24 protein-coding genes are annotated in these 25,131 nt (G+C 69.2%); 10 read left to right on the forward strand and 14 right to left on the reverse strand.

What is annotated here, in order from left to right; genetic code table 11:
* Positions 1-1,098: 1,098 nt before the first annotated feature.
* From ACQP2Y_RS45300 to ACQP2Y_RS45310, 3 genes are all read right to left on the reverse strand, one after another.
* Positions 1,099-1,728 carry a hypothetical protein gene (locus ACQP2Y_RS45300; protein ID WP_433722928.1) on the reverse strand — a complete coding sequence of 210 codons (630 nt, stop codon included), beginning with the start codon at positions 1,726-1,728 and terminating at the stop codon, positions 1,099-1,101.
* An 84-nt stretch (positions 1,729-1,812) separates the two neighbouring features.
* Positions 1,813-2,070 (reverse strand): hypothetical protein, encoded by a 258-nt coding sequence (locus ACQP2Y_RS45305; RefSeq protein WP_433722930.1) that lies wholly within the window; start codon positions 2,068-2,070, stop codon positions 1,813-1,815.
* Between the two features lie 109 nt (positions 2,071-2,179).
* Positions 2,180-3,739, reverse strand: a complete 1,560-nt coding sequence (locus ACQP2Y_RS45310) for an alpha/beta hydrolase (RefSeq protein ID WP_433722932.1) — start codon at positions 3,737-3,739, stop codon at positions 2,180-2,182.
* 133 nt (positions 3,740-3,872) lie between these two features.
* On the opposite strand from ACQP2Y_RS45310, the gene ACQP2Y_RS45315 reads away from it, so the two are divergent.
* Entirely contained in the window at positions 3,873-4,223 is a 351-nt protein-coding gene (locus ACQP2Y_RS45315) for a DoxX family protein (RefSeq protein WP_433722934.1), read from the forward strand.
* Here ACQP2Y_RS45315 and ACQP2Y_RS45320 read toward each other — a convergent pair.
* On the reverse strand, positions 4,207-5,481 hold the full coding sequence (locus ACQP2Y_RS45320) for a PQQ-binding-like beta-propeller repeat protein (RefSeq protein ID WP_433722936.1): 1,275 nt from the start codon (positions 5,479-5,481) through the stop codon (positions 4,207-4,209). The two genes, ACQP2Y_RS45315 and ACQP2Y_RS45320, sit on opposite strands and share 17 nt — an antisense overlap.
* Before the next feature lie 34 nt (positions 5,482-5,515).
* On the opposite strand from ACQP2Y_RS45320, the gene cutA reads away from it, so the two are divergent.
* Positions 5,516-5,848, forward strand: a complete 333-nt coding sequence (cutA, locus tag ACQP2Y_RS45325; protein ID WP_433722938.1) for a divalent-cation tolerance protein CutA — start codon at positions 5,516-5,518, stop codon at positions 5,846-5,848.
* Here cutA and pyrE read toward each other — a convergent pair.
* Positions 5,826-6,341: an orotate phosphoribosyltransferase gene (pyrE, locus tag ACQP2Y_RS45330; protein WP_433722940.1), complete on the reverse strand. Its 516-nt coding sequence runs from the start codon at positions 6,339-6,341 to the stop codon at positions 5,826-5,828. The genes cutA and pyrE overlap by 23 nt on opposite strands.
* 167 nt (positions 6,342-6,508) lie before the next feature.
* On the opposite strand from pyrE, the gene ACQP2Y_RS45335 reads away from it, so the two are divergent.
* Positions 6,509-6,805: a hypothetical protein gene (locus ACQP2Y_RS45335; RefSeq protein ID WP_360546193.1), complete on the forward strand. Its 297-nt coding sequence runs from the start codon at positions 6,509-6,511 to the stop codon at positions 6,803-6,805.
* 66 nt (positions 6,806-6,871) lie between these two features.
* Here ACQP2Y_RS45335 and ACQP2Y_RS45340 read toward each other — a convergent pair whose 3' ends face one another.
* Positions 6,872-7,966: a glycoside hydrolase family 19 protein gene (locus ACQP2Y_RS45340; protein WP_433722942.1), complete on the reverse strand. Its 1,095-nt coding sequence runs from the start codon at positions 7,964-7,966 to the stop codon at positions 6,872-6,874.
* Between the two features lie 204 nt (positions 7,967-8,170).
* Between ACQP2Y_RS45340 and ACQP2Y_RS45345 the strand changes: the two genes are divergently transcribed.
* Both ACQP2Y_RS45345 and ACQP2Y_RS45350 read left to right on the forward strand, forming a co-directional pair.
* Complete coding sequence (locus tag ACQP2Y_RS45345) at positions 8,171-9,457, forward strand: methyl-accepting chemotaxis protein (RefSeq protein WP_433722944.1); 1,287 nt, start codon at positions 8,171-8,173, stop codon at positions 9,455-9,457.
* Positions 9,458-9,546: 89 nt separating this feature from the next.
* Complete coding sequence (locus tag ACQP2Y_RS45350; RefSeq protein ID WP_433722946.1) at positions 9,547-10,227, forward strand: DUF4352 domain-containing protein; 681 nt, start codon at positions 9,547-9,549, stop codon at positions 10,225-10,227.
* A 48-nt stretch (positions 10,228-10,275) separates the two neighbouring features.
* On the opposite strand, the gene ACQP2Y_RS45355 is transcribed toward ACQP2Y_RS45350, so the two are convergent.
* The gene (locus ACQP2Y_RS45355; RefSeq protein WP_433722948.1) at positions 10,276-11,337 is read right to left on the reverse strand and encodes an aspartate-semialdehyde dehydrogenase; all 1,062 of its coding nucleotides are present in this window, start codon (positions 11,335-11,337) and stop codon (positions 10,276-10,278) included.
* Between the two features lie 7 nt (positions 11,338-11,344).
* Positions 11,345-12,610: an aspartate kinase gene (locus ACQP2Y_RS45360; RefSeq protein ID WP_212987807.1), complete on the reverse strand. Its 1,266-nt coding sequence runs from the start codon at positions 12,608-12,610 to the stop codon at positions 11,345-11,347.
* A gap of 221 nt (positions 12,611-12,831) precedes the next feature.
* Between ACQP2Y_RS45360 and ACQP2Y_RS45365 the strand changes: the two genes are divergently transcribed.
* The 5 genes from ACQP2Y_RS45365 to ACQP2Y_RS45385 all read left to right on the forward strand — a co-directional run bounded on the left by ACQP2Y_RS45365 (position 12,832) and on the right by ACQP2Y_RS45385 (position 18,542).
* Complete coding sequence (locus tag ACQP2Y_RS45365) at positions 12,832-13,638, forward strand: hypothetical protein (RefSeq protein ID WP_433722950.1); 807 nt, start codon at positions 12,832-12,834, stop codon at positions 13,636-13,638.
* A gap of 205 nt (positions 13,639-13,843) precedes the next feature.
* Complete coding sequence (gene leuA, locus ACQP2Y_RS45370; protein WP_433722952.1) at positions 13,844-15,589, forward strand: 2-isopropylmalate synthase; 1,746 nt, start codon at positions 13,844-13,846, stop codon at positions 15,587-15,589.
* A gap of 106 nt (positions 15,590-15,695) precedes the next feature.
* A complete protein-coding gene (locus ACQP2Y_RS45375) occupies positions 15,696-16,373 on the forward strand; it encodes an HNH endonuclease family protein (RefSeq protein WP_433722954.1) in 678 nt (225 codons plus the stop codon).
* Positions 16,374-16,435: 62 nt separating this feature from the next.
* On the forward strand, positions 16,436-16,894 hold the full coding sequence (locus ACQP2Y_RS45380) for a hypothetical protein (RefSeq protein ID WP_433732378.1): 459 nt from the start codon (positions 16,436-16,438) through the stop codon (positions 16,892-16,894).
* A 52-nt stretch (positions 16,895-16,946) separates the two neighbouring features.
* Entirely contained in the window at positions 16,947-18,542 is a 1,596-nt protein-coding gene (locus ACQP2Y_RS45385; protein WP_433722956.1) for a beta-N-acetylhexosaminidase, read from the forward strand.
* On the opposite strand, the gene ACQP2Y_RS45390 is transcribed toward ACQP2Y_RS45385, so the two are convergent.
* From ACQP2Y_RS45390 to recR, 6 genes are all read right to left on the reverse strand, one after another.
* Positions 18,539-19,648 carry an ABC transporter ATP-binding protein gene (locus ACQP2Y_RS45390; protein ID WP_433722958.1) on the reverse strand — a complete coding sequence of 370 codons (1,110 nt, stop codon included), beginning with the start codon at positions 19,646-19,648 and terminating at the stop codon, positions 18,539-18,541. The two genes, ACQP2Y_RS45385 and ACQP2Y_RS45390, sit on opposite strands and share 4 nt — an antisense overlap.
* Positions 19,645-20,628 (reverse strand): ABC transporter ATP-binding protein, encoded by a 984-nt coding sequence (locus tag ACQP2Y_RS45395; RefSeq protein WP_433722960.1) that lies wholly within the window; start codon positions 20,626-20,628, stop codon positions 19,645-19,647. The genes ACQP2Y_RS45390 and ACQP2Y_RS45395 overlap by 4 nt, the downstream gene beginning before the upstream one ends.
* Before the next feature lie 6 nt (positions 20,629-20,634).
* Positions 20,635-21,576: an ABC transporter permease gene (locus tag ACQP2Y_RS45400; RefSeq protein WP_360547110.1), complete on the reverse strand. Its 942-nt coding sequence runs from the start codon at positions 21,574-21,576 to the stop codon at positions 20,635-20,637.
* Positions 21,577-21,608: 32 nt separating this feature from the next.
* Positions 21,609-22,616, reverse strand: coding sequence for an ABC transporter permease (locus tag ACQP2Y_RS45405; RefSeq protein ID WP_433722962.1), 1,008 nt, complete (start codon positions 22,614-22,616; stop codon positions 21,609-21,611).
* 91 nt (positions 22,617-22,707) lie between these two features.
* Positions 22,708-24,387, reverse strand: coding sequence for an ABC transporter substrate-binding protein (locus ACQP2Y_RS45410; RefSeq protein ID WP_433722964.1), 1,680 nt, complete (start codon positions 24,385-24,387; stop codon positions 22,708-22,710).
* A gap of 147 nt (positions 24,388-24,534) precedes the next feature.
* Positions 24,535-25,128, reverse strand: coding sequence for a recombination mediator RecR (gene recR / locus ACQP2Y_RS45415; RefSeq protein ID WP_360546216.1), 594 nt, complete (start codon positions 25,126-25,128; stop codon positions 24,535-24,537).
* Positions 25,129-25,131: the final 3 nt, after the last annotated feature.

Consider the following 25,131-nt stretch of genomic DNA (forward strand, 5'->3'; position numbering starts at 1 on the left):
ACGGCGTGCACATCCGAGTCCAGAATACGTCCGGATCATCCGGCGCCTATCTCAACTACCGCTACGGCTCACGCCTGCGAGAAGGTGAAGGCAAGCCGGTCGACTCGGGAGCCGTGCTGGTGCTGCCCCTTGCTCCCGGGCATGTCCAGCTGCATTGCTCGTACAACCGGGGCAGCAGGGAGGACCGCCCGGTGGCCATTGAACTGCTAGACCCCACCCGGGCCTGGCGGACGGGCGCACTCACAGCGCTCGGCTGCTCCCCGCCGGAGAAGTCTCTCGTCGATTGGATATACCGGCCCGGCAGCGGGTCAACGGCTGACACCGCCGTGGCCGCTCTCACGGCCCAGCTTGACGAACCGTTGCCCTGGCGCCGCGTCCGGAAGGCTACGAAGCCGCAGCGAGTCAGACCGATGTGCTGATGCGTGCCGGTGAGCCGTGGGCCACCGTATCGGTTGACCGTACTGCCGCCGACAGCTATCAGGCCTACCTGGGATCACTGTGCTAGGCGGGCAGCGCGGCATCCGAACAACCCGGTCTTCCTTTAAGGAGACCGGGCCTCGACCGCCGGACGTACTCCGCCTCCAGGTCGACAAGTTCACCGAACCGTATGCCGGTCGTCCCCTTGGTCACCACCGCCGCGAATCCTGCGGGAAGACGGCCTTGTTCATGTCATTTACGGCATCGGCTCCGCCGAGCCCCGACCGTCACGACCAGGCTCGTTGAGCCGGCGGCCAACGCCCATCGACAGCCGCCGCGATCCTGGCGCACGCGTCACATGACGACGGGCCGGGTCAGTAGGTGTGGCGGTAGATCTGCACCTCTTCTTCGAGCAGTTCACACGGGGTGATGTCAACATCGAAGGCATGTTCAGAGCCGTTGTTAGCGGCACTGCTCCGACAGGCCGCCCATCGTTTCGGAACCGGTCCGTCCGGAACAGCGATCAAACCTTGCCCGCCATCCGGCCGGAGCAGCGCCCGGCACCAGGTGCAGTAGTGCGTAGCCACGTTGTTGTACGGGCGCACGTCAGAGGATCCGCAGACCGGGCACGCCGACGTAACCAGCAGACAGCCTACGGAAGGCCTGAGGTGGCACAGCGTTTCAGGTGTCGTAGAGGCCGCAATCCCACGGTGCCGTGAAGGCCATGTAGTCGCCCGGCTCTGCCGTCACCCACCAGATGTCGTCAGGACCTTCGGGCGCCTGAGCGATGAGCCCGAATTCCGCACCGAACCGGGTGACGACGAAGGGCTCGACCTCGATCCGGCCGAATGTGACCTTGCCGAGCTCGTCGAGGCGGGCCCGGTAGGCCCGATCCACCTCGGCACCGTCAAGACTCTCGGGACCATCCAATTCGTCGATCTTGGCTTCCAGGAATCGCCCGTCCTGATCGAACAGGTACTGGGCTACGAAATCGCGGTTGGCGCGATTCAGGTCGGTGCTGTCCTCGCCCGGCAGGAAAGGCGTGGTCAAGAAGAACTGACGGCCGTCGGCGAGGTGCCCGACGTACCGCGCATCGAAGTCGTCGTGATTGATGGCGATGCGGCTCGGCGGGCCTGCTGCGTCGGAAGCGGCGACGGCGGGCTCCCCCAGGCCGGAACATTCGTCAGCGAAGGCAGCCGGATCGCACCCTCCGGCGAGGCCGGCTCCCGCGACCAAGGTCACGACAACACCGGTTATGCGCAACCGCGACCAATACCGCACGCCCACTACCTCGTCACTCTCGTCCTGCACGCGGCCCCGAGCGTACGTAGACAGCCCGTGCCGCCACATCCGCCGATTCACCACCGCTCGCTGCCTTGACGGAGGACGGCCGAGCTACGTCCACGCGAGCGCGGCTCGGGCGAGGGCGAAGAGGACGCCGGTGGCCGCGGCGAGACTGCCTATCAGCAGCCACAGCGCCAACGATCGGGCACGCGGGAGCAGCGCCGCGACCAGAGCGACCAGCAGCGTGGCCGGGATGATGACCAGCTCAGCCTTGCTGAAAAGGGCGTACGGGATCCCTGCCCTGTCGGAGCTTTCCGTCCAGGTGAACCAGACGGTGTGCGGCCACCACATGTACCCGAGCACGATCATCAGCCACCGGACATGTAGTCCCGCCGGCGGCCTCGGCTCCTCGGTCACAAGGTCAAGTCAACCAAGTCAGGGCCGGTCTCCCGAGGGAAACCGGCCCTGACAGCAGAACTCACCTACATGCGAGGTCCTGAGCCGGAAGCTCACCCACCGTCAAGTACGCCTCAAGCGCCCCCATCGCACAAGCACTAGGCCGAGGATGAACCACCACCCCATGCCCACCGGCATCAACAGTCACCAGCACCGAGTCCGCCCCCATCGCCCGCCGCATCCCCTGCGCCGTCCGCAGCGGCGTAGAAGGATCCCGCTCGTTCTGCAGGATCAGCACGTTCCGCTTCCCCGTCTCCTTCACCACCGGCTCCGGCCCGGCCGGCCGCACCGCCCAAGCCGAGCAAGGCGCAACATTCGCCGGAGCCCCACCCATCAACGGATTCGCCGCGCGGTCGGCCGCCACATTCCGCGCGTACGTCCGGACATCCCGCGGCCAAGCCTTGTCCCCGCAGCTGTAAGCCCACCCAGCCGAGAACAGATTGTCCTGCGGCACATTCGCCAGCGTCCCGTGCTCGACCAGCCCATTGGCCAGTCCCGCCAGGAACGCGCGATCCCCGTCAGTCGCGCGCCCCGCCGCCACATTTCCGGCGGCCCGCCAAAGCTGCGCCATCGGCGCCGCGGAACCCATCAGGCTCGCGTCGCTGTACGACAGCTGCCAGGTGAACATCCGGACGAAGTTCCCGTTGATCGGCGCCTTCGTCTCCGCCAGCTTGACCGGCTTGCGATCGAGGGCAGCCGTCAGCGCCAGATAGTTCTTCCGGACCTGCCGCGCGGTGCTGCCCAGGTGCACGGTGTCAGCGTTGGCGACACCGAACGCGGCCAGATCAGGCCACCGGTCCTCCATCGCCCCGCTGAAGGCCTGGAAGTCGGCGTACCCGCGCTCGTTCGGGTCCACCGAGCTGTCGATGACCATCCGGTCGATCGTCTGCGGGAACAGCGCCCGGTAGGTCGAGCCGACGTACGTGCCCCAGGAGATGCCGTAGTAGGAGACCGTGCGCTCGCCGAGGGCCCGGCGGATCTGGTCCATGTCGCGGGCGACGTTCGCCGTGGTCAGGTGTTGCAGCATCAGGCCGGAGCGAGCGGCGCACTGCTCGGCCATGCGCTTGGCGTAGGCCACGTTCGCGTCGATCGAGCCGTCGGCGGCCGGGAACGACAGGATGCCGTACTGGAGGTCGCGGACCAGATCGTCGGCGTCGCGGCCGCAGCTGATCGGGGTGCTGTAGCCGATTCCTCGTGGGTCGAAGGCCACGAGGTCGTAGCTGTTGCGGACCTCGGCCGGCAGCAGCCCGCCCAGCGCGGTGGGCACGTCGAGGCTGGCGCTGGGGCCACCGCCGTTGGTCATCAGGATGCCCTTGCGTTTCGCCGGGTCGGCCGCCGGGATCCGGGAGATCTCGATCGCGATCGTGCGGCTGTGCGGGTGCCGGTAGTCGAGCGGCACCCGGAGCGTCGCGCACTGCTGGGGAGCCGGCGCGCCGGTCGGGCAGGAGCCCCACTTGATCTCGGATCCGGCCGGGCGGGCGGTGGGCGTCGCGGCTCCGGCCGGTGCGAACGAGGTGACCGCGACTGCTGCCGCGGCGGCGACCAGTGCCAGGCGGCGGAGGGACAAGGTGGGTGAACTCATGTCCGAAAGCCTAGGAACGATGGGTACGGGCATCGATCCATCTGGCTGCCCGCCGGAGGTACAGCCAGCTGGATGGTGTCACATCTCGCCGGGCCGGCTCGTCCTTCTCCTAACTGGTCCAGGAGGGACGTTCATGTTCGCTGCTTACGTCACGGTCACCGTCATCGGCGCTGTCTTCGCCGGCGCCGCCGCCGTCTTCTATCTGATCGGCCACGACTTTCCCAAGGCTCAGGCCGACATGAAGCGGGTGCCGCGGTCGTGGCTGCCCTGGCTGGGCTCGTGCCTGGCGGCCGGTTCGCTCGGGCTGCTCGCCGGGTTCGCCGTACCGCTGCTCGGCATCCTCGCCGCCGCCGGTCTCATCCTCTACTTCGTCGGTGCGTTCATCGCGCATCTGCGGGTCGGCTCCCGCCAGCTCGTGGGCCCTGCTGTCTTCCTCACCACCTCGGTCGCCGCCTTCGTGCTGAACCTCAGCTATCACTCGTGAGCTGCCAGACGTTCGCCCGCCCGTTGCGGTTCGCGCAGGCCAGATAGGCCGCAACGGCCAAGCACCGTTCCAAGGACATGCCGTCGAGGCGCCCGATCGTCCGCAGGTCGTCGGCGGTTCCGACCTGCTGGATCCAGGTGCGCCCGGGCTCCGCCGTGTCCAGCCGCAACAGCAGAGCACCGACCTGCTCACTCAGGCCCAGCATCAACCGCACCTGGCCGGTGGCCGGATCGAGCAGGGCGCGCCGCGGGGTGTCCCCGACGTCGGTGACCAGCAGCCGGGGCGGTCCGGGTATCCCCAGCGCGACGGAGTCGAGGCCCGACCGCCAGCGGGTGCTGGTCCAGCGCGCCTCACCGGTGCCGGCGTCCAGCACCGTCATGCCCGAGACCGTCGACAGGCACAGGTACGCGCCACAGCTCGACGGCTGACCGAACACCCGCGCCGGGCTGCGCCACAACAGCTGCAGGTCGGTGAGCCGGTACGCCGTCACCGAGCCGACGCCGCGCTCCCGGCGGGTCAGGTACAGCCGGTCGCCGTTCGTCTCGAAGCGCACGGTGCCGCCGTCCCCGACGTACCGTTCCGGATCCCATTCGAAGCCGAGGTCCGCGGTCGCCCGCACGGCGCCGTCGGCGGCGTCCAGCACGGCGGCGTGGCCCTGCCGGTCCACGGTGATGATCCCGCCGGCGTCGTCGACGTCGAGGTAGCCGGCCGCGTCCAGGCGGCGCGACCACAGCGGTTCCCCGGTACGCAGGCTGCTCCGCTCCAGAACGGCCTGGTCGATGGCGGCGCGGGTCGAGGTCAGCAGGACGCTGTCGCCCAGCACTCGCAGCACCGTGGTGGCGCCGGACGTTCGCCGCCACAGGAGGGTGCCCGTGTCGCTGTCCAGGAACGACACCTGGGCGTACTCGGGCGAGATGACGGCCAGGACGCCGGCGTCGGTGAGTTCGAGGTCGCCCACGGACTGGGGCAGGGCGGTGGTCCACTGGACCGAACTGTCAGTCAGCGAGTACCGGCGTACCAGGGCCTGCCGGCCGACGAAGCTCGACGTGAACAGGGCCGACGGCGCGAGCGTGAAGGCTCCGGCCAGATCGTCGGTGACCAGGATCGGGCGCACGCGCGGCGGTTCGGCCGGCACTGACCCCGCCAGCGCGAGCGTGGCGAGCACGACCAGACCCAGAGCCGTCGGCCGCCGGCGGGTGGTGCGGGGAGACGGTGGTGTCTCCGGTACGGCGGAAGCGTCGCCGAGATCGATCACCACCAGTCGAGCATCGCACCGCGGCAGAATCCTGGCCATGACCGACGAACAGATCTGTGAGGTTGTGGTCACCGCGGCCGACGGCGAGTGGCTGGCCGGTTTCACCCGGCGTCTCGTCGAGGACCGGCTCGCCGCCTGCGGGCACCAGACCACCGCGATCCGCTCCATCTACCGCTGGGAGGGTGCGGTGCACGACGATCCGGAGGCCCGCGTCGCCTTGCACACGCGGGCCTCACTGGTGGGGCGGATCGTCGCCCGGGCCGACGCCGAGCATGCTTACGACGTACCGTGCGTGCTCGCCCTGCCGGTGACCGGGGGTAATCCCGCCTACCTGGAGTGGGTCCTGGCTATGACAGATCAGCCCGGGTGAGCAGCGCCCGCAGCTTGATGCCCTCCTGGGCCAGCGACTCGGCGCCGCCCTCCTGGCGGTCGATCACGCACAGCGCGTGGTCGACGTGGGCGCCGAGCTTGCGCAGCTCGCCCGTCGAGATCACCACCTGGCCGCCGGAGGTGACGACGTCCTCGACCACCAGCACCCGGCGGCCGGCCACCTCGGCACCTTCGGCCAGGCGGGCGGTGCCGTACTTCTTGGCCTCCTTGCGGACGAACGCGCAGGGCAGCTTCGCGTGCCGGCCCAGGGCCGTCACCACCGCGATGCCGCCCATCTCGAGCCCGGCCAGCACCTCGGTGCCCTCGGGGATCAGCACCGCCATCTGCTCGGCGAGCTGGTCCAGCAGCACCGGGTCGGCCTCGAACTGGTACTTGTCGAAGTATTCCGTGGCGGTGCGGCCGGAGCGGAGCACGAACTCGCCGGTCAGCCGGCTCACGTCGCGGACCTGCCGCGCAAGGTGGGAGTCAGTCACTTGAACAGCCTGTCAGGCGGTCTGCCGACGGTGCCGCCGGGGGCCTGACGCCACCGCCCAAACAAAAGTCACCCGTACGCGTAGTTGATCTGCGGGCGCGCATTAATGATGTCCTGTTTCGGCTATTTTGCGGGCTATAGGCCGTCAATTTCGCTGAAAGGCTTGTCGTGACACCCTTCGCGCTGCTCTTCCTCTTAGCCCTCGCCGGTTCGTCCTGTTTCGCCATCGGTCGTGCCCTCGGTCGCGGCGAACGCTATGAAAAGGGCTATCGCGAGGGCTTCCGGGACGGCGAGACCGGTTCGCTGGCCCGGGCCGCGCGGCTGATCCAGATCAACGAGCGCCGGTCGATCGCGCCCGCACTCGAATCGATGCTCGTGCCCAGCACCGTCCCCCAGCAGCTGCCCGCCCGGTCGGTCAGCCCGGCCGTCGTCGGGGTCCCGGCCCGGCCGCAACTCGCGCTCTGAGCAGGACAAACGGCAGCGGGGGTACGGCCACAGCGACCGTACCCCCGCGCACCCGGCGAACAAAGATCAGCAGGACAGGTTGCCGCCCGGGCTCACGCCGAGAATGCTCGTGAACCGGTTGTAGGCGTCGATCCGGCTCTGTACCTGGGCGGGGTTGCCGCCGTTGCACTCCAGCGAGCCGTTGATGCTGCGGATCGTCTCACCGAAACCGCGGCTGTTGACCATGGCGTCGTGCGGCGTCATCGAGCCCGGCCCGCGCTGGGTCATCCAGTACCAGACGGCGGTCTGGTAGGCGACCGACGCCTCGTTCTTGACCCGGTCCGGGTTGTTGAGCAGGTCGATGCCGAGCGCGTCGCCGGCCGCCTTGTAGTTGAAGTTCCAGCTCAGCTGGATCGGCCCGCGCCCGTGGTACGCGTTCTGCCCGGCCGGGCAGCCGTACGACTGGGACCGGTCGCAGTAGAGCGGCCAGTTCGCCTGGTTGATCTCCTCGACGTAGACCAGGCCGCCGGACTCGTGGTTGACGTTGGCGAGGAAGGCCGCGGCCTCCTGCTTCTTCACCGTGTCGCTACCGGTCGTGGTGAACGCGGGGTACTTCTTGATCGCGTCGATCAGGCCGGCGTACGAGTAGAACCCGATCCGGTTCGGGAACATCTGGTTGAACTGCGCCTCGCTGACCGGGAAGCTCCCGGATCCGACGGGCGGCGGGGTGGTCGTGCCGCCGCCGCTGCAGTTGTACGGCTCCCAGTACCAGGTGCTGATGACCGGGTCGTAGCCCGGGTTCTCGTTCTTGGCCCGGTAGTAGCCGCCGTTCGTGTACCGCACGATCGAGCCGGCCGGGTAGAACGTGCCCGCGGCCCAGTTCGGGTAGTTGCAGGTCGTGTTGCCGGGCGGGGGCGTGGTGCCGCCACCGCAGGCGCCGTTGTCGGCCCAGACACCCGAGCCGCCGGTGCTCGGCGCCTCGCCCTGGGTCCACCACTTGGCGGTCCAGTTACGGCCGTTGTACGAGGCCCGCTGGCTTCCGGTGTAGACGGTCGAACTGTTGTAGGCGGCGACGCAGGCCTCGGCCGCGTTCGATGCCGTCATGGGCAGCACGGCCGCGGCGGCGCCGGCCAGGGCGACGCTGAGCGTGGCCACGATCGATAGGAGCCGTTTTTTGGACATGGCTCACCTTCCGTGCGTCGGGGGACGCGCACTGGTGCGAGAAAAAGCGGGGAGTTACATCGACTCAACTAGATGCGGCCGTATTTGTAAAGAAACTTCAAGGATTAATTCGGGCGGCAACCGGAGAGCTACTGCCGGACACCGGCGACGGCACCGCGGGCGGCACATCCTGATCCAGGACCCCGCCATGTGAAAGGTGCACCGATGACCCTGCTCAGCCGCCTCGTACCCGACGTAACCCTGTCGGAGCAGGCATTCGCCGCCCGGCACCGCGTGCTACGGCTGCTGCTGTGGACGCACGTGCCGGTGATCCTGACGCTCGGCTTCTTCAGCGGCGAGCTCAGCCCGGGACACCACGCCACTCTGCTGCTCTGCGTACTCGGCGCGGTGCTGGTCTGCGGGGTTGTCTCCGGCACCGCGGCGACCCAGCGCGGCCGGGCCATCGCCACCAGCGTCGGCTTCCTGCTGGCCGCGGACGCCCTCGTGCACGCCGGCGGCGGCATGATCGACCTGCACTTCCACTTCTTCGTGGTGATCGCCCTCATCGGCCTCTACCAGGAGTGGATCGCCTTCGCGCTGGCCGTGTCCCTGGTCGCCGCGCACCACTTCGGCATCGGCCTGATCGCGCCGGAGCTGGTCTTCGCCCACACCGACCACAGCACCAACGGCGTGCTGGGCCGCGCCCTGCTGCACACCTTCTTCGTGCTGGCGATGGCCGCCGCCCAGATCACGTACTGGCACTTCGACGCCGCGGCCCGCCGCGAGAACGAGCGCCGGCAGGCCGAGCAGGCCGAGGAGAACGCGAGCCGGCTCCGCGCCGCCGCCGACGAGGCCGCCCGCCGCGAGGAAGCGGCCCGCGCCGAGGCCGCATCCCAGCTGGACCGGGCCGAGCAGATGGCCGTCCGCCTGGAGGACGTCCTGCAGCACACCAGCGAAACGGGAGCCCGCCTGCGCACCGACGCCGACGAGGCCCTGAGCGGCTTCGAGTCCGCCCTGTCGGACGTGGCCCGCACCGTCGAGCACGCCAGCGACCAGGTCGGCACCACCCTGTCGGACGCCGACGTGGCCCTGAAGTCATTCGAGGAGCTGCGCACGTCCGTGGCCGACATCGCGACGATCGCCGGCCTGATCCAGGCGGTCGCCGACCAGACCAACCTGCTCGCCCTGAACGCAACGATCGAAGCCGCCCGCGCCGGCGAGGTGGGCAAGGGCTTCGCGGTCGTGGCCAGCGAGGTCAAGCAGCTCGCGGGCCAGACCGCGGAAGCAACAGCCCGGATCGAATCCACGGTCAACGAGGTGACCACCGGCGCGGCCGCGGTCGGCGCAGCGGTGTCGGGCATGACCAGCCGGCTCAGCTCGGTGGCCGACGCCCAGCGGCTGGCCTCGTCGGTCATGGGCGAGCAGGTCACGCTGGCCGGCCAGACCCGCGGCCTGGTCATCGACGCGGCGGACGAGGTGGCCCGCTCGGCCTCGGCCGTCAGCGTCCGCTGACCCCGCGGACGGCACGCAAGTGCCCCTCGTGACGGCCCCGATGCAGTACCGCTGACCGGCTCGACCCCCATCAGCCGTATCAACCGCCAGTGGCACCTGGCTACGGGCCGCCGCCGGGATATCCCCTGGCCGGGCAGCCGCCGGCGCCGAAGAAGGGCAACGCGAAGCTCATTCTTGGCATCGTCGCCGGCTTGTTCGGTCTTTGCTGCGCCGGCGGAGTCATCGCCGCCGTCGCCAGTGGAGGGGACGAGACGAAGGCAGTCGCTGAGGAGGCCGCCGCACCCGCCGCGCAGAAGACCACCACCGCGGCGAAGGCGGCGCCCGCCAAGAAGACAGCGGCACCGGCCAAGACGACGCAGCCCGCGAAGTCCACGCCCGGCATCGGCGATCCGGTACGGGACGGGAAGTTCGAGTTTGTCGTCACCAAGGTCGACTGTGCCAAAACGAAGGTCGGCAACGAATACCTGAACAAGAAGGCACAAGGCAAGTTCTGCATGGTCAGCGTGACGGTGAAGAACATCGGCAAGGAAGCTCAGCTGTTCCATGGTTCGTCGCAGAAGGCGATGGACGCGCAGGGCACCGAGTTCTCCAACGACGGCGCGGCCGAGATGTACGTCGACCAGGACAACGCCACATTCCTGAACGAGATCAACCCCGGGAACAGCGCCAAGGGCCGCCTCATCTACGACGTGCCCAAGTCCGTCAAGCTCACCAAGATGGAACTGCACGACAGCCCGTTCTCGGGCGGTGTCGAAGTCAGCCTGTCCTGAACCGGTAGTTGCAGGGTGGGATCCCGGCCAGGGCTCCCACCCGGGGGCTCAGCGCTTGGCGATCTCCGCCGCCAGCAGCTCGGCGATCTGCACCGTGTTCAGCGCCGCGCCCTTGCGCATGTTGTCGCCCGTGATGAACAGATCCAGCGCTCGCGGGTCGTCCATCGCGCGGCGGATGCGGCCCACCCAGGACGGGTCTGTGCCGACCGCGTCGATCGGCATCGGGTATTCGCCGGCTTCCGGGTCGTCGACCAGAATCACGCCCGGGGCGTTGCGCAGCACCTGACGGGCGCCCTCGGCGTCCAGTTCCGAGCCGAAGACCGCGTGCACGGCGATCGAGTGGCCGGTCACCACCGGGACCCGGACGCAGGTCGCGGAGACCTTCAGGGCCGGCAGGTTGAGGATCTTGCGGCTTTCGTTGCGGAGCTTGAGCTCTTCCGACGACCAGCCGTCCGTGGCCAGGTCGCCCGACCACGGCACCACGTTGAGGGCCATCGGCGCGGTGAACGGGCCGAGGTCGTCGCCGATCGCCTGGCGGACGTTGCCCGGGCGCGAGCCCAGCGTCCGGTCGCCGGCCACCTTCATCAGCTGGTCGTGCAGGGTGTCCACGCCGACCTGACCGGCTCCGGAGACCGCCTGGTAGCTCGCCAGGACCAGCTCGCGCAGGCCGTACTCGCGGTGCAGCGGGGCGATGGCCATGATCATGGCCATCGTGGTGCAGTTGGCGTTGGCGACGATGCCACGCGGGCGGCGCCGCAGCTCCTCCTGGTTGACCTCGGGGACGACCAGCGGGACGTCGGCCTCCATCCGGAACGCCGAGGAGTTGTCGACGACCGTGGCGCCGCGTTCCACCGCGATCGGGGCCCACTGGATCGACACGGCGTCGGGCACGTCGAACATCGCCACGTCGACGCCGTCGAAGACCTCGGCGGTCAGCTCCTGGACGACCAGCTGCTCGCCGCGGCAGGACAGCTCCTGGCCGGCCGAGCGGGCGGACGCGATCAGCCGGATCTCGCCCCAGACGTTGCGGCGGGAGGTCAGCAGCTCACGCATGACCGTGCCGACGGAGCCGGTGGCTCCGACGACAGCCAGCGTGGGCTGCTGCGGCATCCGCCGGCTACCGGCCGGTCCCGGCGTAGACCACAGCGGTCTCGTTGCCACCGAGCTCGAACGTGTCGTGCACTGCGCGTACCGCCGTGTCGAGGTCGCTGTCGCGGCAGACGACCGAGACGCGGATCTCCGAGGTCGAGATCATCTCGATGTTGACCCCGGCCTCACCGATGCAGGCGAAGAACGACGCGGCGACGCCCGGGTGCGAGCGCATGCCGGCGCCGATCAGCGACACCTTGCCCACGTGGTCGTCGAAGAGCAGCGACTTGAAGCGGGTCTGCTCCTTGATCTTGTCCAGGGCGGCCATCGCGGTGGGGCCGTCGGCCTTGGGCAGCGTGAAGGAGATGTCGGTGCGGCCGGTGCCCTCGGTCGACACGTTCTGCACGATCATGTCGATGTTGATCTCGGCCTGGGCGACCGTCTCGAAGATGCGGCCGGCGGCGCCCGGCTCGTCGGGCACACCGACGATCGTGATCTTCGCCTCGCTGCGGTCGTGGGCGACCCCGGTGATCAGCGCTTGTTCCACTCCCGCGTCCTCCATCGATCCGGTGACCAGCGTGCCCTGCTTGTTCGAGTACGAAGAGCGTACGTGGATCGGCACCTTGAAACGTCGTGCGTACTCGACACATCTCAACATCAGCACCTTCGCCCCACCCGCGGCGAGCTCGAGCATCTCCTCGTAGGTGATCTGCTTGATGTGCCGGGCGTTCGGGACGATCCGCGGGTCGGCGGTGAAGACCCCGTCGACGTCGGTGTAGATCTCGCACACGTCGGCGTGCAGCGCGGCGGCCAGCGCGACAGCGGTCGTGTCGGAGCCGCCGCGGCCCAGGGTGGTGATGTCCTTGGTGTCCTGCGAGACGCCCTGGAAGCCGGCCACGATCGCGATCGCGCCCTCGTCCAGCGCGGTACGCAGCCGGCCCGGGGTCACGTCGATGATCCGGGCCTTGCCGTGCACCGAGGTGGTCAGCACGCCGGCCTGCGAGCCGGTGTAGGACCGGGCCTCGTACCCCAGGTTGTGGATGGCCATGGCCAGCAGCGCCATCGAGATGCGCTCGCCCGCGGTGAGCAGCATGTCCAGCTCACGGCCGGGTGGCAGCGGGCTGACCTGGTTGGCCAGGTCCAGCAGGTTGTCGGTGGTGTCGCCCATCGCGGACACCACGACCACCACGTCGTCGCCGGCCTTGCGAGCGGCCACGATGCGTTCCGCCACGCGCTTGATGCGCTCGGCATCAGCGACGGACGAACCGCCGTACTTCTGCACCACGAGGGCCACGGCAGCCGGCTCCTTTCCACCCCACACGTGCCGACGCCGCCTGGCCAGGAGATCAGCGGCCCGGCGGCGCCAGTCGGTCAATCGCCACCCAGACTAGCGGCGGGCGTCCCGATCGCTGACACGCGATCCCAGATTCCGGCCGCTGCGACATACGACACGCCGGGAAAGGGTTCCGGTGCCCGCAACGACCGGTCGGGGCGATGAGAGGCGAGAATGTCTCGATGCGCTCCCGCCCCGCCACGCGTGTGTTGCCCACGCTGGCCGCCGCCCTGCTCACCCTCGGCGTCTCCGCCTGCGGTGACTCGGCGCCCGCGCAGGAGCCCACCGCGTCCCCGTCGGCGTCCGCGCCGGCTCCGGACCAGGACGCCCGGGTCGCGCTGGCCGCGCGGGCCGCGCTGGCCGAGGACCACCGCTTCTCCGCGATGTACACCCTTCAGACGCCGGGCTTCGCCCCGCGCTCGGTCCTGGCGACGGTCGCGGTCGACGGATCGTGGCGGGTGGACATCCCGTCCGGCGCCCTCGGCGGTACGGCTGACGTGTCGATCGCCCAGCTCCCGGCCGGGTTGTTCCAGTGCGCCATCCCGTCGGCGACCAACCCGGTCAGCCCGTCCTGCGTACGGGTGGCCGACGCCGGCAAGAAGGTCCCCCGCGAGTACGACCCGAAGGTGCAGCGGGTCTTCCGGCAGTGGCTGCCGGTCTTCACCGACCGCCAGTCGGCCCTGTCGGTGACCGCCGCCCAGCCGCTCCAGGGCTCCACCGGGCGGTGCTTCTCCGTCGACACGATCTCCGCCTCGCTGTCCGCGCCGGTCGACGTCGGCATCTACTGCTACGCCGACGACGGCCTGCTCACCGCGGCCCGGGTCAAGTTCGGCACGCTCACCATCGCGGGCGCGCCGGCCGCGGCCCCGCCGACGATCGACCTGCCCGGCCCGGTGACCGGCGGCGAGCCGATGGGACAGGACGCCCCGCCGCCCCCGCCGGTGACCGAGCAGCCGGTGGTGCCGTCCCAGCCGGTACCGTCCGCGTGAAGCCGCCCGCCTGACCTCCTGCTTCCCACGATCCGGGCGTAGGGTTGGGCAGGTTCACGATGATCACGTAGGGTGACGTTCGACATGTGGCAGGCGCTTCTCCTTCGCTGCCGCGACGAGGCCCCATCCCAGGCCGGCACCTCGTCGCGGAGTTGACGCGCGCCGGTCGTTCCTCGGAACTGACCACTTTTCAGGAGCCCTCACCATGTCTTCCACCACGGATGTAACCGGCGACCCCATCGCGCGTCAGCGCTCCAGCCGGATGCCGTTCCAGCGTTACCAGCCCTACCAGCAGCAGTTCGCCGTCGACCTGCCCGACCGGCAGTGGCCCGCCCGCCGCATCGAGGCCGCGCCCCGCTGGTGCGCGGTCGACCTGCGCGACGGCAACCAGGCCCTGATCGACCCGATGTCCCCCGAGCGCAAGCGGCGCATGTTCAGCCTGCTGGTCGCGATGGGCTACAAGGAGATCGAGGTCGGCTTCCCGGCCGCCAGCCAGACCGACTTCGACTTCGTCCGCCAGCTCATCGAGCAGGACCTGATCCCGGACGACGTCACGATCCAGGTGCTGGTGCAGTGCCGCGAGCACCTGATCGACCGCACCTTCGAGTCGATCCGCGGCGCCAAGCGGGCCATCGTGCACTTCTACAACTCGACCTCGACGCTGCAGCGCCGGGTCGTCTTCGGCCTGGACAAGGCCGGGATCACCGACATCGCGACGACCGGGGCGCGGCTCTGCCAGAAGTACGCGGAGATCCACACCCCGGACACCGAGATCTTCTACGAGTACTCCCCCGAGTCCTACACCGGCACCGAGCTGGAGTACGCGCTGGAGATCTGCTCGGCGGTCATCGACGTCATCGACCCGACGCCGGACCGCCCGCTGATCATCAACCTGCCGGCCACCGTCGAGATGGCCACCCCCAACGTGTACGCCGACTCGATCGAGTGGATGCACCGGCACCTGCCGCGGCGCGAGAGCATCATCCTCAGCCTGCACCCGCACAACGACCGGGGCACCGCCGTCGCCGCAGCCGAGCTGGGTGTGCTGGCCGGCGCCGACCGCGTCGAGGGCTGCCTGTTCGGCAACGGCGAGCGCACCGGCAACGTGGACCTGGTGACGCTGGGGCTGAACATCTTCTCCCAGGGCATCGATCCGATGATCGACTTCTCGGACATCGACGAGATCAAGCGCGCGGTGGAGTACTGCAACCAGCTGCCCGTGCACGAGCGTCACCCGTACGTCGGTGACCTGGTCTACACCGCGTTCTCCGGCTCGCACCAGGACGCGATCAAGAAGGGCCTGACCGCGCTGCGGGAGGACGCGAGCGAGGCCGGCGTGGACGTGGACGCCTTCACCTGGGGCGTGCCGTACCTGCCGATCGACCCGAAGGACGTGGGCCGCAGCTACGAGGCGGTCATCCGGGTCAACTCGCAGTCCGGCAAGGGCGGGGTGGCGTACATCATGAAGGAGGAGCACAAGCTCGACCTGCCGCGCCGGCTGCAGATCGAGTTCTCCGGCGTGGTGCAGCACTTCACCGACACCGACGGCGGCGAGGTCGGCCCGCAGCAGATGTGGGACATCTTCGCGGGCGAGTACCTGGTCGACCACCAGCAGTTCGGCATCATCGAGCTGGAGCGCTACAGCACGGCCACGGTGGACGGCAAGGTCGAGATCGACGCGGAGGTCCGGCACCGCAACACCCGGCGCCCGGTCGTGGGGGTCGGCAACGGCCCGATCGACGCGTACGTGCAGGCGCTGCAGCCGCTGGCCATCCAGGTACGCGTCCTCGACTACGCCGAGCACGCCCTGTCCTCCGGTCACGACGCCCAGGCCGCCGCGTACGTGGAGTGCGAGGTCAACGGCCAGACGGTGTGGGGCGTGGGGCTGGACGCCAACATCGTCACCGCCTCGATCAAGGCCGTGACGAGCGCGGTCAACCGCGTCCGCTGAGCATTTGTTCCGCGCGCCGCCCTGGTTCACCCGGGCGGCGCGCGGGACGTATCCGGCACGGATGACGACTTTCGCCAAGCGGGCGTAGGGCGCATACGCTTACTTCGTGCCCCCTCGTATCACTCCTTTGTGGACCCTGCGTGTCGCTGCCGCCCTGCTCACCGTGACCGTCGCCGCCGGTTGCGAACTGCCCGCCGAGAACGGCTCGGGCTCCGGCTCGGACCCGACCGGTGGCACCACCACGACGTCCGATCCCGCCGCGGCCCGCAAGAAGCTCGACGCCCTCAAGGTCGTCACGAAGACCGGCTCGATGCGCGGCTACAGCCGGGCCAAGTTCCCGCACTGGAACAGCACCGGCAGCAACTGCGACGTCCGCGACACGGTCCTCAAGCGTGACGGCACCAAGGTCAAGGTCTCCGGCTGCAACGTGGTCGCGGGCACCTGGATCAGCGTCTACGACGGCGACAAGATCACCGACCCGGCCAAGGTGGACATCGACCACGTGGTGCCCCTGGCCAACGCGTGGCGTTCGGGCGCGGCCGCCTGGACCACCGACCAGCGCGAGAAGTTCGCCAACGATCTCGACGATCCCCAGCTGGTGGCGGTTTCGGCCGCGTCGAACAGGTCAAAGGGTGACCAGGACCCGTCCACCTGGAAACCCGAGCAGACCGGCTCGTGGTGCCAATACGCTCAGGACTGGATCGTGGTGAAGAGCCGGTGGAAGCTCACGGTCACCACCAAGGAGAAGGTCGAGCTGAAGAAAATGCTGGAGAAGTGCCGATGACCAAGCACAAGCCCGCCACCGAAACCACCGCTGAGTCCGCCGCTCCGGCCGCGGCTCAGCCCATCGCCACCACACCCACGGCCCCGGCCGCACCCGCGTCTGCGGCCGCACCTGCGACGGAGGCCGCCCCCGCTGAGCAGGCCGCCGTCCCCGACGGCGCCCCCGCCGACCCGGCCGCCGCGGCCGCCGAGCCGGCCCCCGCAGCTGAGGCCGCGGCCCCCGAGGCTGCTGCTCCCACGGCCACCACCGCTCCCGCGACCGCCGCCTCCGCGGCGACGAGCCGGACCACCGACATCGTCGCCGGTCAGGGCGGCGTGATGACCGACGAAGCCGGTGTCATCACGGGCGACGTGACCCTCCAGACGGAGCTCTCCGGCGACCAGGTCACCATCCGCGCGCAGTACAAGGACGCCGACGAGTGGTATGCCGTGACCGGCGCGAAGACCACCCTCAAGGACCCGGCCGACCTCGACGCCGTTCACGCGATCGCGGTCGGGCTGCTGAACCGGCCCGAGGGCTGATCAACTGCACGGAACCTTTACAGATAGACAAGCCCGAATGTAGCGTCGGGTCGTGGCCAGACCTGTCGTGACCCGCATGTTCCTCGTCGCAGCTCTCGGGCTGCCCACTGCTGCGCTACCCACTGCCGCCTCGGCCGCCCCGGCGGCCGGCGCGGTGCCGGCGCTCAGCAGTGTCATTCCCGCGCCCGTCGAGGTGCGGCCCGCCGCCGGCGCTGACTTCCGGCTCGGGCCGCTCACCGTGATCCGCACGCAGCCCGGTTCGGTCGCGGCGCGGGCCGTCGGTGATCAGCTCGCCCGCGCGCTGCGCCCGGCGACCGGCTACCCGCTGCCCGTCCTGCCCGCCGCCCCGCGCGTGCTGCCGACCATCTCGCTGCTGCTCGGCGCCGATGACGCGCAGCTCGGGGACGAGGGCTACCGGCTCAGCGTCGACCGCCGGAGCATCACCATCCGGGCCAACAAGGCGGCCGGGCTCTTCGCCGGGACGCAGACGCTGCGCCAGTTGCTGCCGCGGGAGATCGAGTCCCGGACCGTCGTGCGCCGGGCGTGGAGCGTGGCCGGTGGCAGCATCGTGGACCATCCGCGGTTCGCGTACCGGGGGGCGATGCTCGATGTGGCGCGGCACTTCCACACCCCGGACGAGATCAAGGCGTACGTCGACGAGATCAGCCGCTTCAAGATCAATTATCTGCACCTGCACCTCTCGGACGACCAGGGCTGGCGCATCCAGATCGACAGCTGGCCGCGGCTGACCACGGTCGGCGGCGGGCCCGGCACCGGCGTCGACGGCACCGGTCCCGGCTACCTGACCAAGGCCGACTACCGGGACCTGGTCCGGTACGCGGCCACCCGGCACGTGACGATCGTGCCCGAGATCGACATGCCCGGGCACGTCAACGCCGCCCAGGTGGCCTATCCCGAGCTGACCTGTGACGGTGTGGCCCCGCCACCGCGTACGGACACCGCGGTCGGCTACAGCTCGCTGTGCATCGGCTCGGAGACGACGTACCGGTTCGTGGAGGACGTCATCCGTGAGCTCGCCGCGCTGACGCCGGGGCCGTACCTGCACATCGGCGGCGACGAGGCCCACGCCACCACCGACGCCGACTACCTGACCTTCCAGCAGCGCGTGCTCCCGCTCGTCGCCAAGTACGGCAAGATCGCGTACGGCTGGAACGAGATCACCAAGTCGCCGGCCTCCGCGAACGCCGTGGCCCAGTTCTGGGACACCGCGACCACCAACCCGACCGTGGTGGCCGCCGCCGCCCGGGGCACCAAGGTGGTCATGTCCCCGGCGAACAAGGCCTACATCGATCAGAAGTACGACGCGAACACGCCGCTCGGCCTGTCCTGGGCCGGCTACATCGAGGTCCGCACCGCGTACGACTGGGATCCGGCGACCCGTCTCACCGGCCTGCCCGCCACCGCGGTCCTCGGCGTGGAAGCGCCGCTCTGGTCGGAGACGCTGCGCGACCTGGACGACATCGAGTTCATGGCGTTCCCCCGCCTGCCGGCGATCGCCGAGCTGGGCTGGTCGCCGCAGAGCACCCACGACTGGGCGTCGTTCCGCGAGCGGCTCGCCGCGTACGGCCCCCGATGGACCGCACGCGGCGTCGACTTCTATCCCTCGCCGCAGATCGACTGGAGCTAGGGCGCGGGGAGGTCCGTCCGGGTCTGGATCAGCTCGGCGCCCACGTCGGGCGCGGTGTCCGAATCCGGGCGGACGAGCTCCGCGCGTACCTCGTGCATCTTGAGCTGGCCGCTGAGGATCTCCTCGGCGTAGTGGCAGGCCACCCGCTGGCCGGAGTCGTCGAACACCCGCAGCTCCGGGCGTTCGCTGGCGCAGCGGGTCGGCTGCGCCCAAGGGCAGCGGGTGTGGAACCGGCAGCCGGTCGGCGGGTTCGCCGGCGACGGCAGGTCACCGGCCAGCAGGATCCGCTCCCGCCGGTCCTCCACCTGCGGGTCGGGGACCGGCACGGCCGACATCAGAGCCCTGGTGTACGGGTGCAGCGGCCGGTCGTACAGCTGGTCGCCGTCCGCCTCCTCGACCAGTGAGCCCAGGTACATCACGCCGATGGTGTCGGAGATGTGCCGGACCACGGCCAGGTCGTGCGCGATCACCAGGTAGGTCAGCCCCAGCGAGTCCTGCAGGTCACCGAGCAGGTTGACCACCTGCGCCTGGATCGACACGTCCAGCGCGGACACCGGCTCGTCGGCCACGATCAGCTCGGGGCCGAGCACGAGGGCCCGGGCGATGCCGATCCGCTGCCGCTGTCCGCCGGAGAACTCGTGCGGATACTTGTTCAGCGCCGAGGCCGGCAGACCGACCGAGTCCAGGGTGGACTTCAGCCGCCTCTGCACGTCAGCCTTGTCCTTGTGCAGGCCGTGCGCCTTGAGCCCCTCGACGAGCAGGGACTCCACCGACTGCCGCGGGTCCAGACTGGACAGCGGGTCCTGGAACACCATCTGGATGCGGCGCCGGAACAGCCGCATCTGCTCGCCCTTGAGAGAGCGCACGTCGGTGCCGTCGAAGGTGATCCCGCCGCTGGTCGGCTCGACCAGCCGGAGCAGGCCGCGGCCCAGCGTCGACTTGCCGCAGCCGGACTCGCCGACCAGGCCGTAGGTCTCGCCCCGCTTGACCTTCAGGGAGACACCGTCAACGGCATAGACATAACCCACCGTACGGTCGAAGAGCAGTCCGCTCTTGATCGGGAAGTGGACCTTGAGGTCGTCGATCTCCACGAGTGCGTCGCTCACACCGGCACCTCCTGCGGTACGGGGTTCGTGCACCGCAGCGCGCCGCCGCGGAAGGTGGGCTCGAGGGGCACCGTGTCGCCGATGCAGGCGTCGATCACCCGGTCACACCGCGGTGCGAAGGCACAGCCCTCCGACCACGGAATGTTGTCGCTGACCGAGCCACGGATCTGGTGCAGCCGCCCACCCCGGTCGAGGTCCAGCCGCGGCACCGACTGCAACAACCCGTGCGTGTACGGGTGCCGCGGCTCCGCGAACAGGTCGTGCCGCTCGGCCCGCTCGACCACCTTGCCGGCGTACAGGACGTTGACCGTGTCGCAGAGACCGGCCACCACCCCCAGGTCGTGGGTGATCATCACCAGCGCCGTACCGGACTCTTCCACCAGCTGCTTGAGCAGCGTGAGGATCTGGGCCTGGATGGTCACGTCCAGGGCCGTAGTCGGCTCGTCGGCGATCAGCAGGCGCGGCTTGCAGGCCAGCGCGATGGCGATCAGCGCCCGCTGGCGCATACCGCCGGAGAGCTGGTGCGGGAACTCCTTGAGCCGCCGCATCGGGTCCGGGATGCCGACCGCGTCGAGCAGTCCCCGGGCCTCGCGCAGCGCCGCCTGCCGGGTCCGGCCCTGGTGGCGTTCCAGCACCTCGGCCACCTGCAGGCCGAGCGGGAGCACCGGGTTCAGCGAGGACAGCGGGTCCTGGAAGATCATGCCGATGTCCCGGCCGCGCCGGTCCCGCAGCTCCTGCGGGCGCAGCTGGAGCAGGTCGGTGTCCTCGAAGCGGACCTCACCGGTGACCTTGTTACCGCGGCGCGGCAGCAGACCCATGATCGCCAGGCTGGTCACCGACTTGCCGCAGCCGGACTCGCCGACCAGCCCGACCGTCTGGCCGGGTTCCACGGTGAAGCTGACGCCGTCCACCGCCGTGAAGGGCTTGGCGCCCTTGCGCTGGAAGACAACCGACAGATCACGAACGTCGAGCAAAGGCATGACTGATCACCGCCGGTTCTTCGGGTCGAGCGCCTCGCGCATGCTCTCGCCGAGCAAGGTGAAGCCGAGGGCCACAAAAATGATCGCGAGGGCGGGGAGATAGGCCAGTTCGGGGCGGACCTCGAAATACCGTACGCCGTCCACGCCCAGCATCAGACCCCACTCGGCCCGGTTGATGTCCGGGTCGCCGAGGCCCAGGAACGACAGCGCGGCCGCGTCCAGGATCGCCACCGCGAAGGTCAGCGTGGCCTGCACGATGACCGCGGTGAGCGAGTTCGGCAGCATGTGCCGCAGCACGATGTCGCGCCGCCGCACGCCCAGCGCGCGGGCGGCGAGCACATGGTCGCTCTCCCGTTGCGCCAGCATCGACCCGCGCAGCAGCCGGGCGAAGATCGGCACGTTCACCACCGCCACGGCGATGATCACCGTCCATTGGGTGGACCGGCTGGCCAGGGCCACCAGCGTGATCGCCAGCAGCAGGCTGGGCAGGGCCAGCATGACGTCGGTGAGCCGCATGATCAGCACGTCGAGCCAGCCGCCGACGGCACCGGCGATCGCGCCGAGCACGACGCCGAACAACAGACCGATGAACGTGGCCAGGACGCCGACGAACAGCGTCTGCCGGGCGCCGTAGATCATCCGGGACGCGAAGTCGCGGCCCAGCGGGTCACTGCCCAGCGGGTGCCCGGCGGTGGCGCCGGGGATGGTGTCGACGGTCAGGTCCTTGGTCAGCTCCGGGAACCGCTGCACCGGGTCGTGCGGGGCCACCAGCGGCGCGAAGATCGCGATGATCAGGAACAGCAGGATGATGATCGCGCCCACCATGGCGGTGGGGTTGCGCAGCAGCCGGCGGCCGGCGTCGCGGATCAGGCTGACCCCACCGGCCTCGGACGTCCGGGCGGTCAGCTCTTCGATCCGGCGGCGCTTGTGGTCGGCGAGCGTCGCCAATCCTCCGGGTCCGCTCAGCCCTCCGGTTCCGCTCACTGCACACGCACCCTCGGGTCGATGACGGCGTACGAGAGGTCGACCAGCAGGTTGACCACGATGAAGATGAATGCGGCGAGCAGGATCAACGCCTGCAGCACGGGGTAGTCGCGGCCGCCACTGATCGAGTCGGTGATCAGCGTGCCCAGGCCACCCCAGTTGTAGACCTTCTCGGTCAGCACCGCGCCGGCCAGCAGGGCACCGGTCTGCAGGCCGATGGTGGTGACCACCGGCAGCAGCGCGTTGCGCAGCACGTGCCGCTTGCGGATGGTGGCGTTGCGCAGGCCCTTGGCGTCCGCGGTACGGATGTAGTCCTCGTCCAGGACGTCCAGCACGCTGGCCCGGGTGATCCGGATGATGATCGCCAGCGGGATCGTGGCCAGGGTGAGGGCCGGCAGCACCAGGTGCCAGAGGGCGTCGGCGGAAGCGTCGAACTCCCGGGTGAGCAGACCGTCCAGGACGAAGAAGCCGGTCACGTCCGTGTTGTCCGTGCCGGTGGTGATCCGGCCGGACGGCGGGAAGATGTGGATGTTCTGGGTCAGCACGTCCTTGAGCAGATAGCCCAGGAAGAAGATCGGGATCGAGATGCCGATCAGCGTGACGATGATCGTGGCGTTGTCCAGTAACCGCCCGTGGTACCGGGCCGCGAGGTAGCCCAGCGGGATGCCCAGCCCGATCGCGATGATGATCGCCGCGACGGCCAGCTCGATGGTTGCCGGGAAGGACCGGCTGATCACGTCCATCACCGGCTCGCCGGTACGGATGGAGTTCCCGAAGTTGCCGGTCACCACGTTTTTGACGAAGCGGCCGTACTGCGTCCAGATCGGCTGGTCATAGCCGAGGGCCCGGGTCAGCAACTCGCGGGTCTGCGGGGTCGCGCGTTCGCCCAGCAACGCGTCGACAGGCCCGCCGGGAAGGCTGCGCAGCCAGAAGAAAACCAGGGTGGTCAGGGCAATGAGGGTGACGACCAGCTGGATCAGGCGGCGCAAGATGACTCTCACCATAAGGAATGACGCATCCTGTCAGAATCGCGCCGGACGGCCCGGCCCGGGAGATCATCCCGGTCCGGGCCGCGGCGGTGCCTGGTGCTACGGACTACTTGGTCAGCGAGACGGTGTTGAATTCCTCGTTGGTCAGAGGACTCGGCACCAGACCCTCGACGTTCTTCGTCGTGACCAGCGCCGGCGGGGCGTGCCAGAGCGGGACGGCCGGCAGCCACTTGGTGGCGAGGTCGCGGTTGACCTGCTCCCACGCGGTCTTCTTGGCCGCCATGTCGACGGTCGCGTCGGCCTTGCCGATGGCGGTGAACATCTCGGTCATGCCCTTGTCGCCGAACTCGACCTTCTCGCGGCCGAAGAACGTGCCGACGAAGTTGCCTGGGTCGTTGTAGTCGCCGGTCCAGCCGAGGATGTGCAGGTCCTGCTTGCCGAACTGCTGCACGTCGTCCTTGAAGCCGCCGTTCCACGGCCGCGGGACACCGTTGACCTTGATGCCGGCGGCCTGCAGGTCATTCGCCAGGACGGTGAAGATCTCCTGCGGGTTCGGCATGTACGGCCGGGAGACCTCGGTCGGGTAGTAGAAGTTGAGCGTCAGGCCGGTCGCGCCGGCCTCGCTCAGCAGCTGCTTGGCCTTCTCGAGGTTGTAGTCGTACTTCTGCACGTCCGCGGCGTAACCGAGGACCGTGTTCGGCATGAACTCGTCGGCCACCGTCGCGCCGCCCGGGCCCTTGGTCTGCACCAGCTGAGCGCGGTTGAGCGCGTACGCGATCGCCTGCCGGACCCGCAGGTCCTTGAGCTTCGGGTTCTTCTGGTTGATGCCCAGGTAGAGGATGTTGAAGGCGGGCCGGTCGAGCACCTTGTAGCCCTCGCCCGCGAGCGCCTTGCGGTCGGCCGGGGCCGGGAAGTCGATCGCCTGCACCGTGCCGGCGCGCAGCTCCTGCTTCCGGGTGTTCTCATCCTTGATGATCTTGATGATCATCTTGTCGACCTTGGCCTTGTCGCCCCAGTAGTCGGGGTTCTTGTTCAGCGTGATCTCGCCGGTCGCCTTGTTCCAGCCGCCGTACGTGAACGCGCCGGTGCCGGTCGGGTGCTCGTTCGCGAACGCGCTGTACGCGAAGGAGTCGCCGTTCTGGGTCACCTTGTCGGCGTCGTACTGCTTCAGCGCGGTCGGGCTCGCGATCGAGAACGCGGTCAGCGCGAACGCACCCGGGAAGGCGCCCTTGTACTTCTTCATCGTCACGACCGCGGTGTTGGCGTCCTGCGCCTTGCAGTTGTCGTAGACGGCGTCCGGGCTGCCGGCGAAGCCGCCGAACACGTCGGCGTAGTAGATCATCTGGGACTGGGCGGCATCGCCCTTCATGTTGTACCAGCGGTCGAAGTTCGCGCAGACCGCAGTGGCGTCGAGCGCGCTGCCGTCGTGGAACTTGACGCCCTGGCGCAGCTTGAACGTCCAGATCTTGCCGGTCGGGTCGTTGCTCCAGCTCTCGGCCAGACCGCCCTGCAGCTCAGCGGTGCCGGGCTTATGTTCGATCAGGGTGTCGTACATCTGCCGGATCGGCCGGAACGACTCCCCATCATCGTTGAAGATCGGGTCGAAGTTCTTCGGGTCTCCGGCGCCCGCGAAGATGAAGGTACCGCCGGTAGCGGCCTTGCCTTCGTCGCCACCGCTGTCGCGGTCACTGTCGGCGCAGCCGCCAGCACCGATCGCCAGAGCCGCAATGACACCGGCGGTGATGACCGTCCGGAGCCTCTTCGCCTGCATCCTCGATGCACGCATCGTGTTCACCTCGTCCTGTGGGTACGGACAAACGCGGTGACCATTGGTCACCGTTGGCGCGACCCTAACCGCTGATGGCGAACACATCGTGGGTTGGTATCGGATCGTGTCTTTTCCCAGTCTGCGGAACAAGATCGCAATGCACGGTCAGACGGCGCGACGTCCCTCGAACGCACGACCCAGGGTGATCTCGTCGGCGTACTCGAGGTCGCCGCCGACCGGCAGACCACTGGCCAGCCGGGTGACCGCGATGCCCATCGGCTTCACCATGATCGCGAGGTAGGTGGCCGTGGCCTCACCCTCGGTGTTCGGGTCGGTGGCCAGGATCAGCTCCTTGACCTCGCCGGTGCCGAGCCGGATCAGCAGCTCCCGGATCCGCAGGTTGTCGGGCCCGATGCCCTCCAGCGGATTGATGGCGCCACCCAGGACGTGATAGCGACCGCGGAACTCACCGGTCCGCTCGATCGCGACGACGTCCTTGGGCTCCTCCACGACGCAGATGACCTCGTTGCTGCGACGGGTGTCGCGGCAGACCCGGCACTGCTCCGACTCGGCGACGTTGAAGCAGGTCGTGCAGAAGCGGACCAGCTCCTTCACCTTGCGCAGGGAGCTGGCCAGCCGGTTCACGTCGGCGGGATCGGCGGACAGGACGTGGAAGGCGATCCGCTGGGCGCTCTTCGGGCCCACACCCGGCAGGCGGCCCAGCTCGTCGATCAGGTCCTGGATGGCGCCCTCGTACACAGG

Source organism: Actinoplanes sp. CA-051413, from assembly GCF_050955795.1.
Lineage (GTDB): Bacteria > Actinomycetota > Actinomycetes > Mycobacteriales > Micromonosporaceae > Actinoplanes.

Coding starts and splice junctions, on each gene's coding strand:
- ACQP2Y_RS45305 (WP_433722930.1), bottom strand. CDS start 2,070: ATGATCGTGCTCGGGTACATGTGGTGGCCGCACACCGTCTGGTTCACC.
- ACQP2Y_RS45310 (WP_433722932.1), bottom strand. CDS start 3,739: ATGAGTTCACCCACCTTGTCCCTCCGCCGCCTGGCACTGGTCGCCGCC.
- ACQP2Y_RS45315 (WP_433722934.1), top strand. CDS start 3,873: ATGTTCGCTGCTTACGTCACGGTCACCGTCATCGGCGCTGTCTTCGCC.
- cutA (WP_433722938.1), top strand. CDS start 5,516: ATGACCGACGAACAGATCTGTGAGGTTGTGGTCACCGCGGCCGACGGC.
- ACQP2Y_RS45340 (WP_433722942.1), bottom strand. CDS start 7,966: ATGTCCAAAAAACGGCTCCTATCGATCGTGGCCACGCTCAGCGTCGCC.
- ACQP2Y_RS45345 (WP_433722944.1), top strand. CDS start 8,171: ATGACCCTGCTCAGCCGCCTCGTACCCGACGTAACCCTGTCGGAGCAG.
- ACQP2Y_RS45355 (WP_433722948.1), bottom strand. CDS start 11,337: ATGCCGCAGCAGCCCACGCTGGCTGTCGTCGGAGCCACCGGCTCCGTC.
- ACQP2Y_RS45365 (WP_433722950.1), top strand. CDS start 12,832: ATGCGCTCCCGCCCCGCCACGCGTGTGTTGCCCACGCTGGCCGCCGCC.
- leuA (WP_433722952.1), top strand. CDS start 13,844: ATGTCTTCCACCACGGATGTAACCGGCGACCCCATCGCGCGTCAGCGC.
- ACQP2Y_RS45395 (WP_433722960.1), bottom strand. CDS start 20,628: ATGCCTTTGCTCGACGTTCGTGATCTGTCGGTTGTCTTCCAGCGCAAG.
- ACQP2Y_RS45405 (WP_433722962.1), bottom strand. CDS start 22,616: ATGGTGAGAGTCATCTTGCGCCGCCTGATCCAGCTGGTCGTCACCCTC.
- ACQP2Y_RS45410 (WP_433722964.1), bottom strand. CDS start 24,387: ATGCGTGCATCGAGGATGCAGGCGAAGAGGCTCCGGACGGTCATCACC.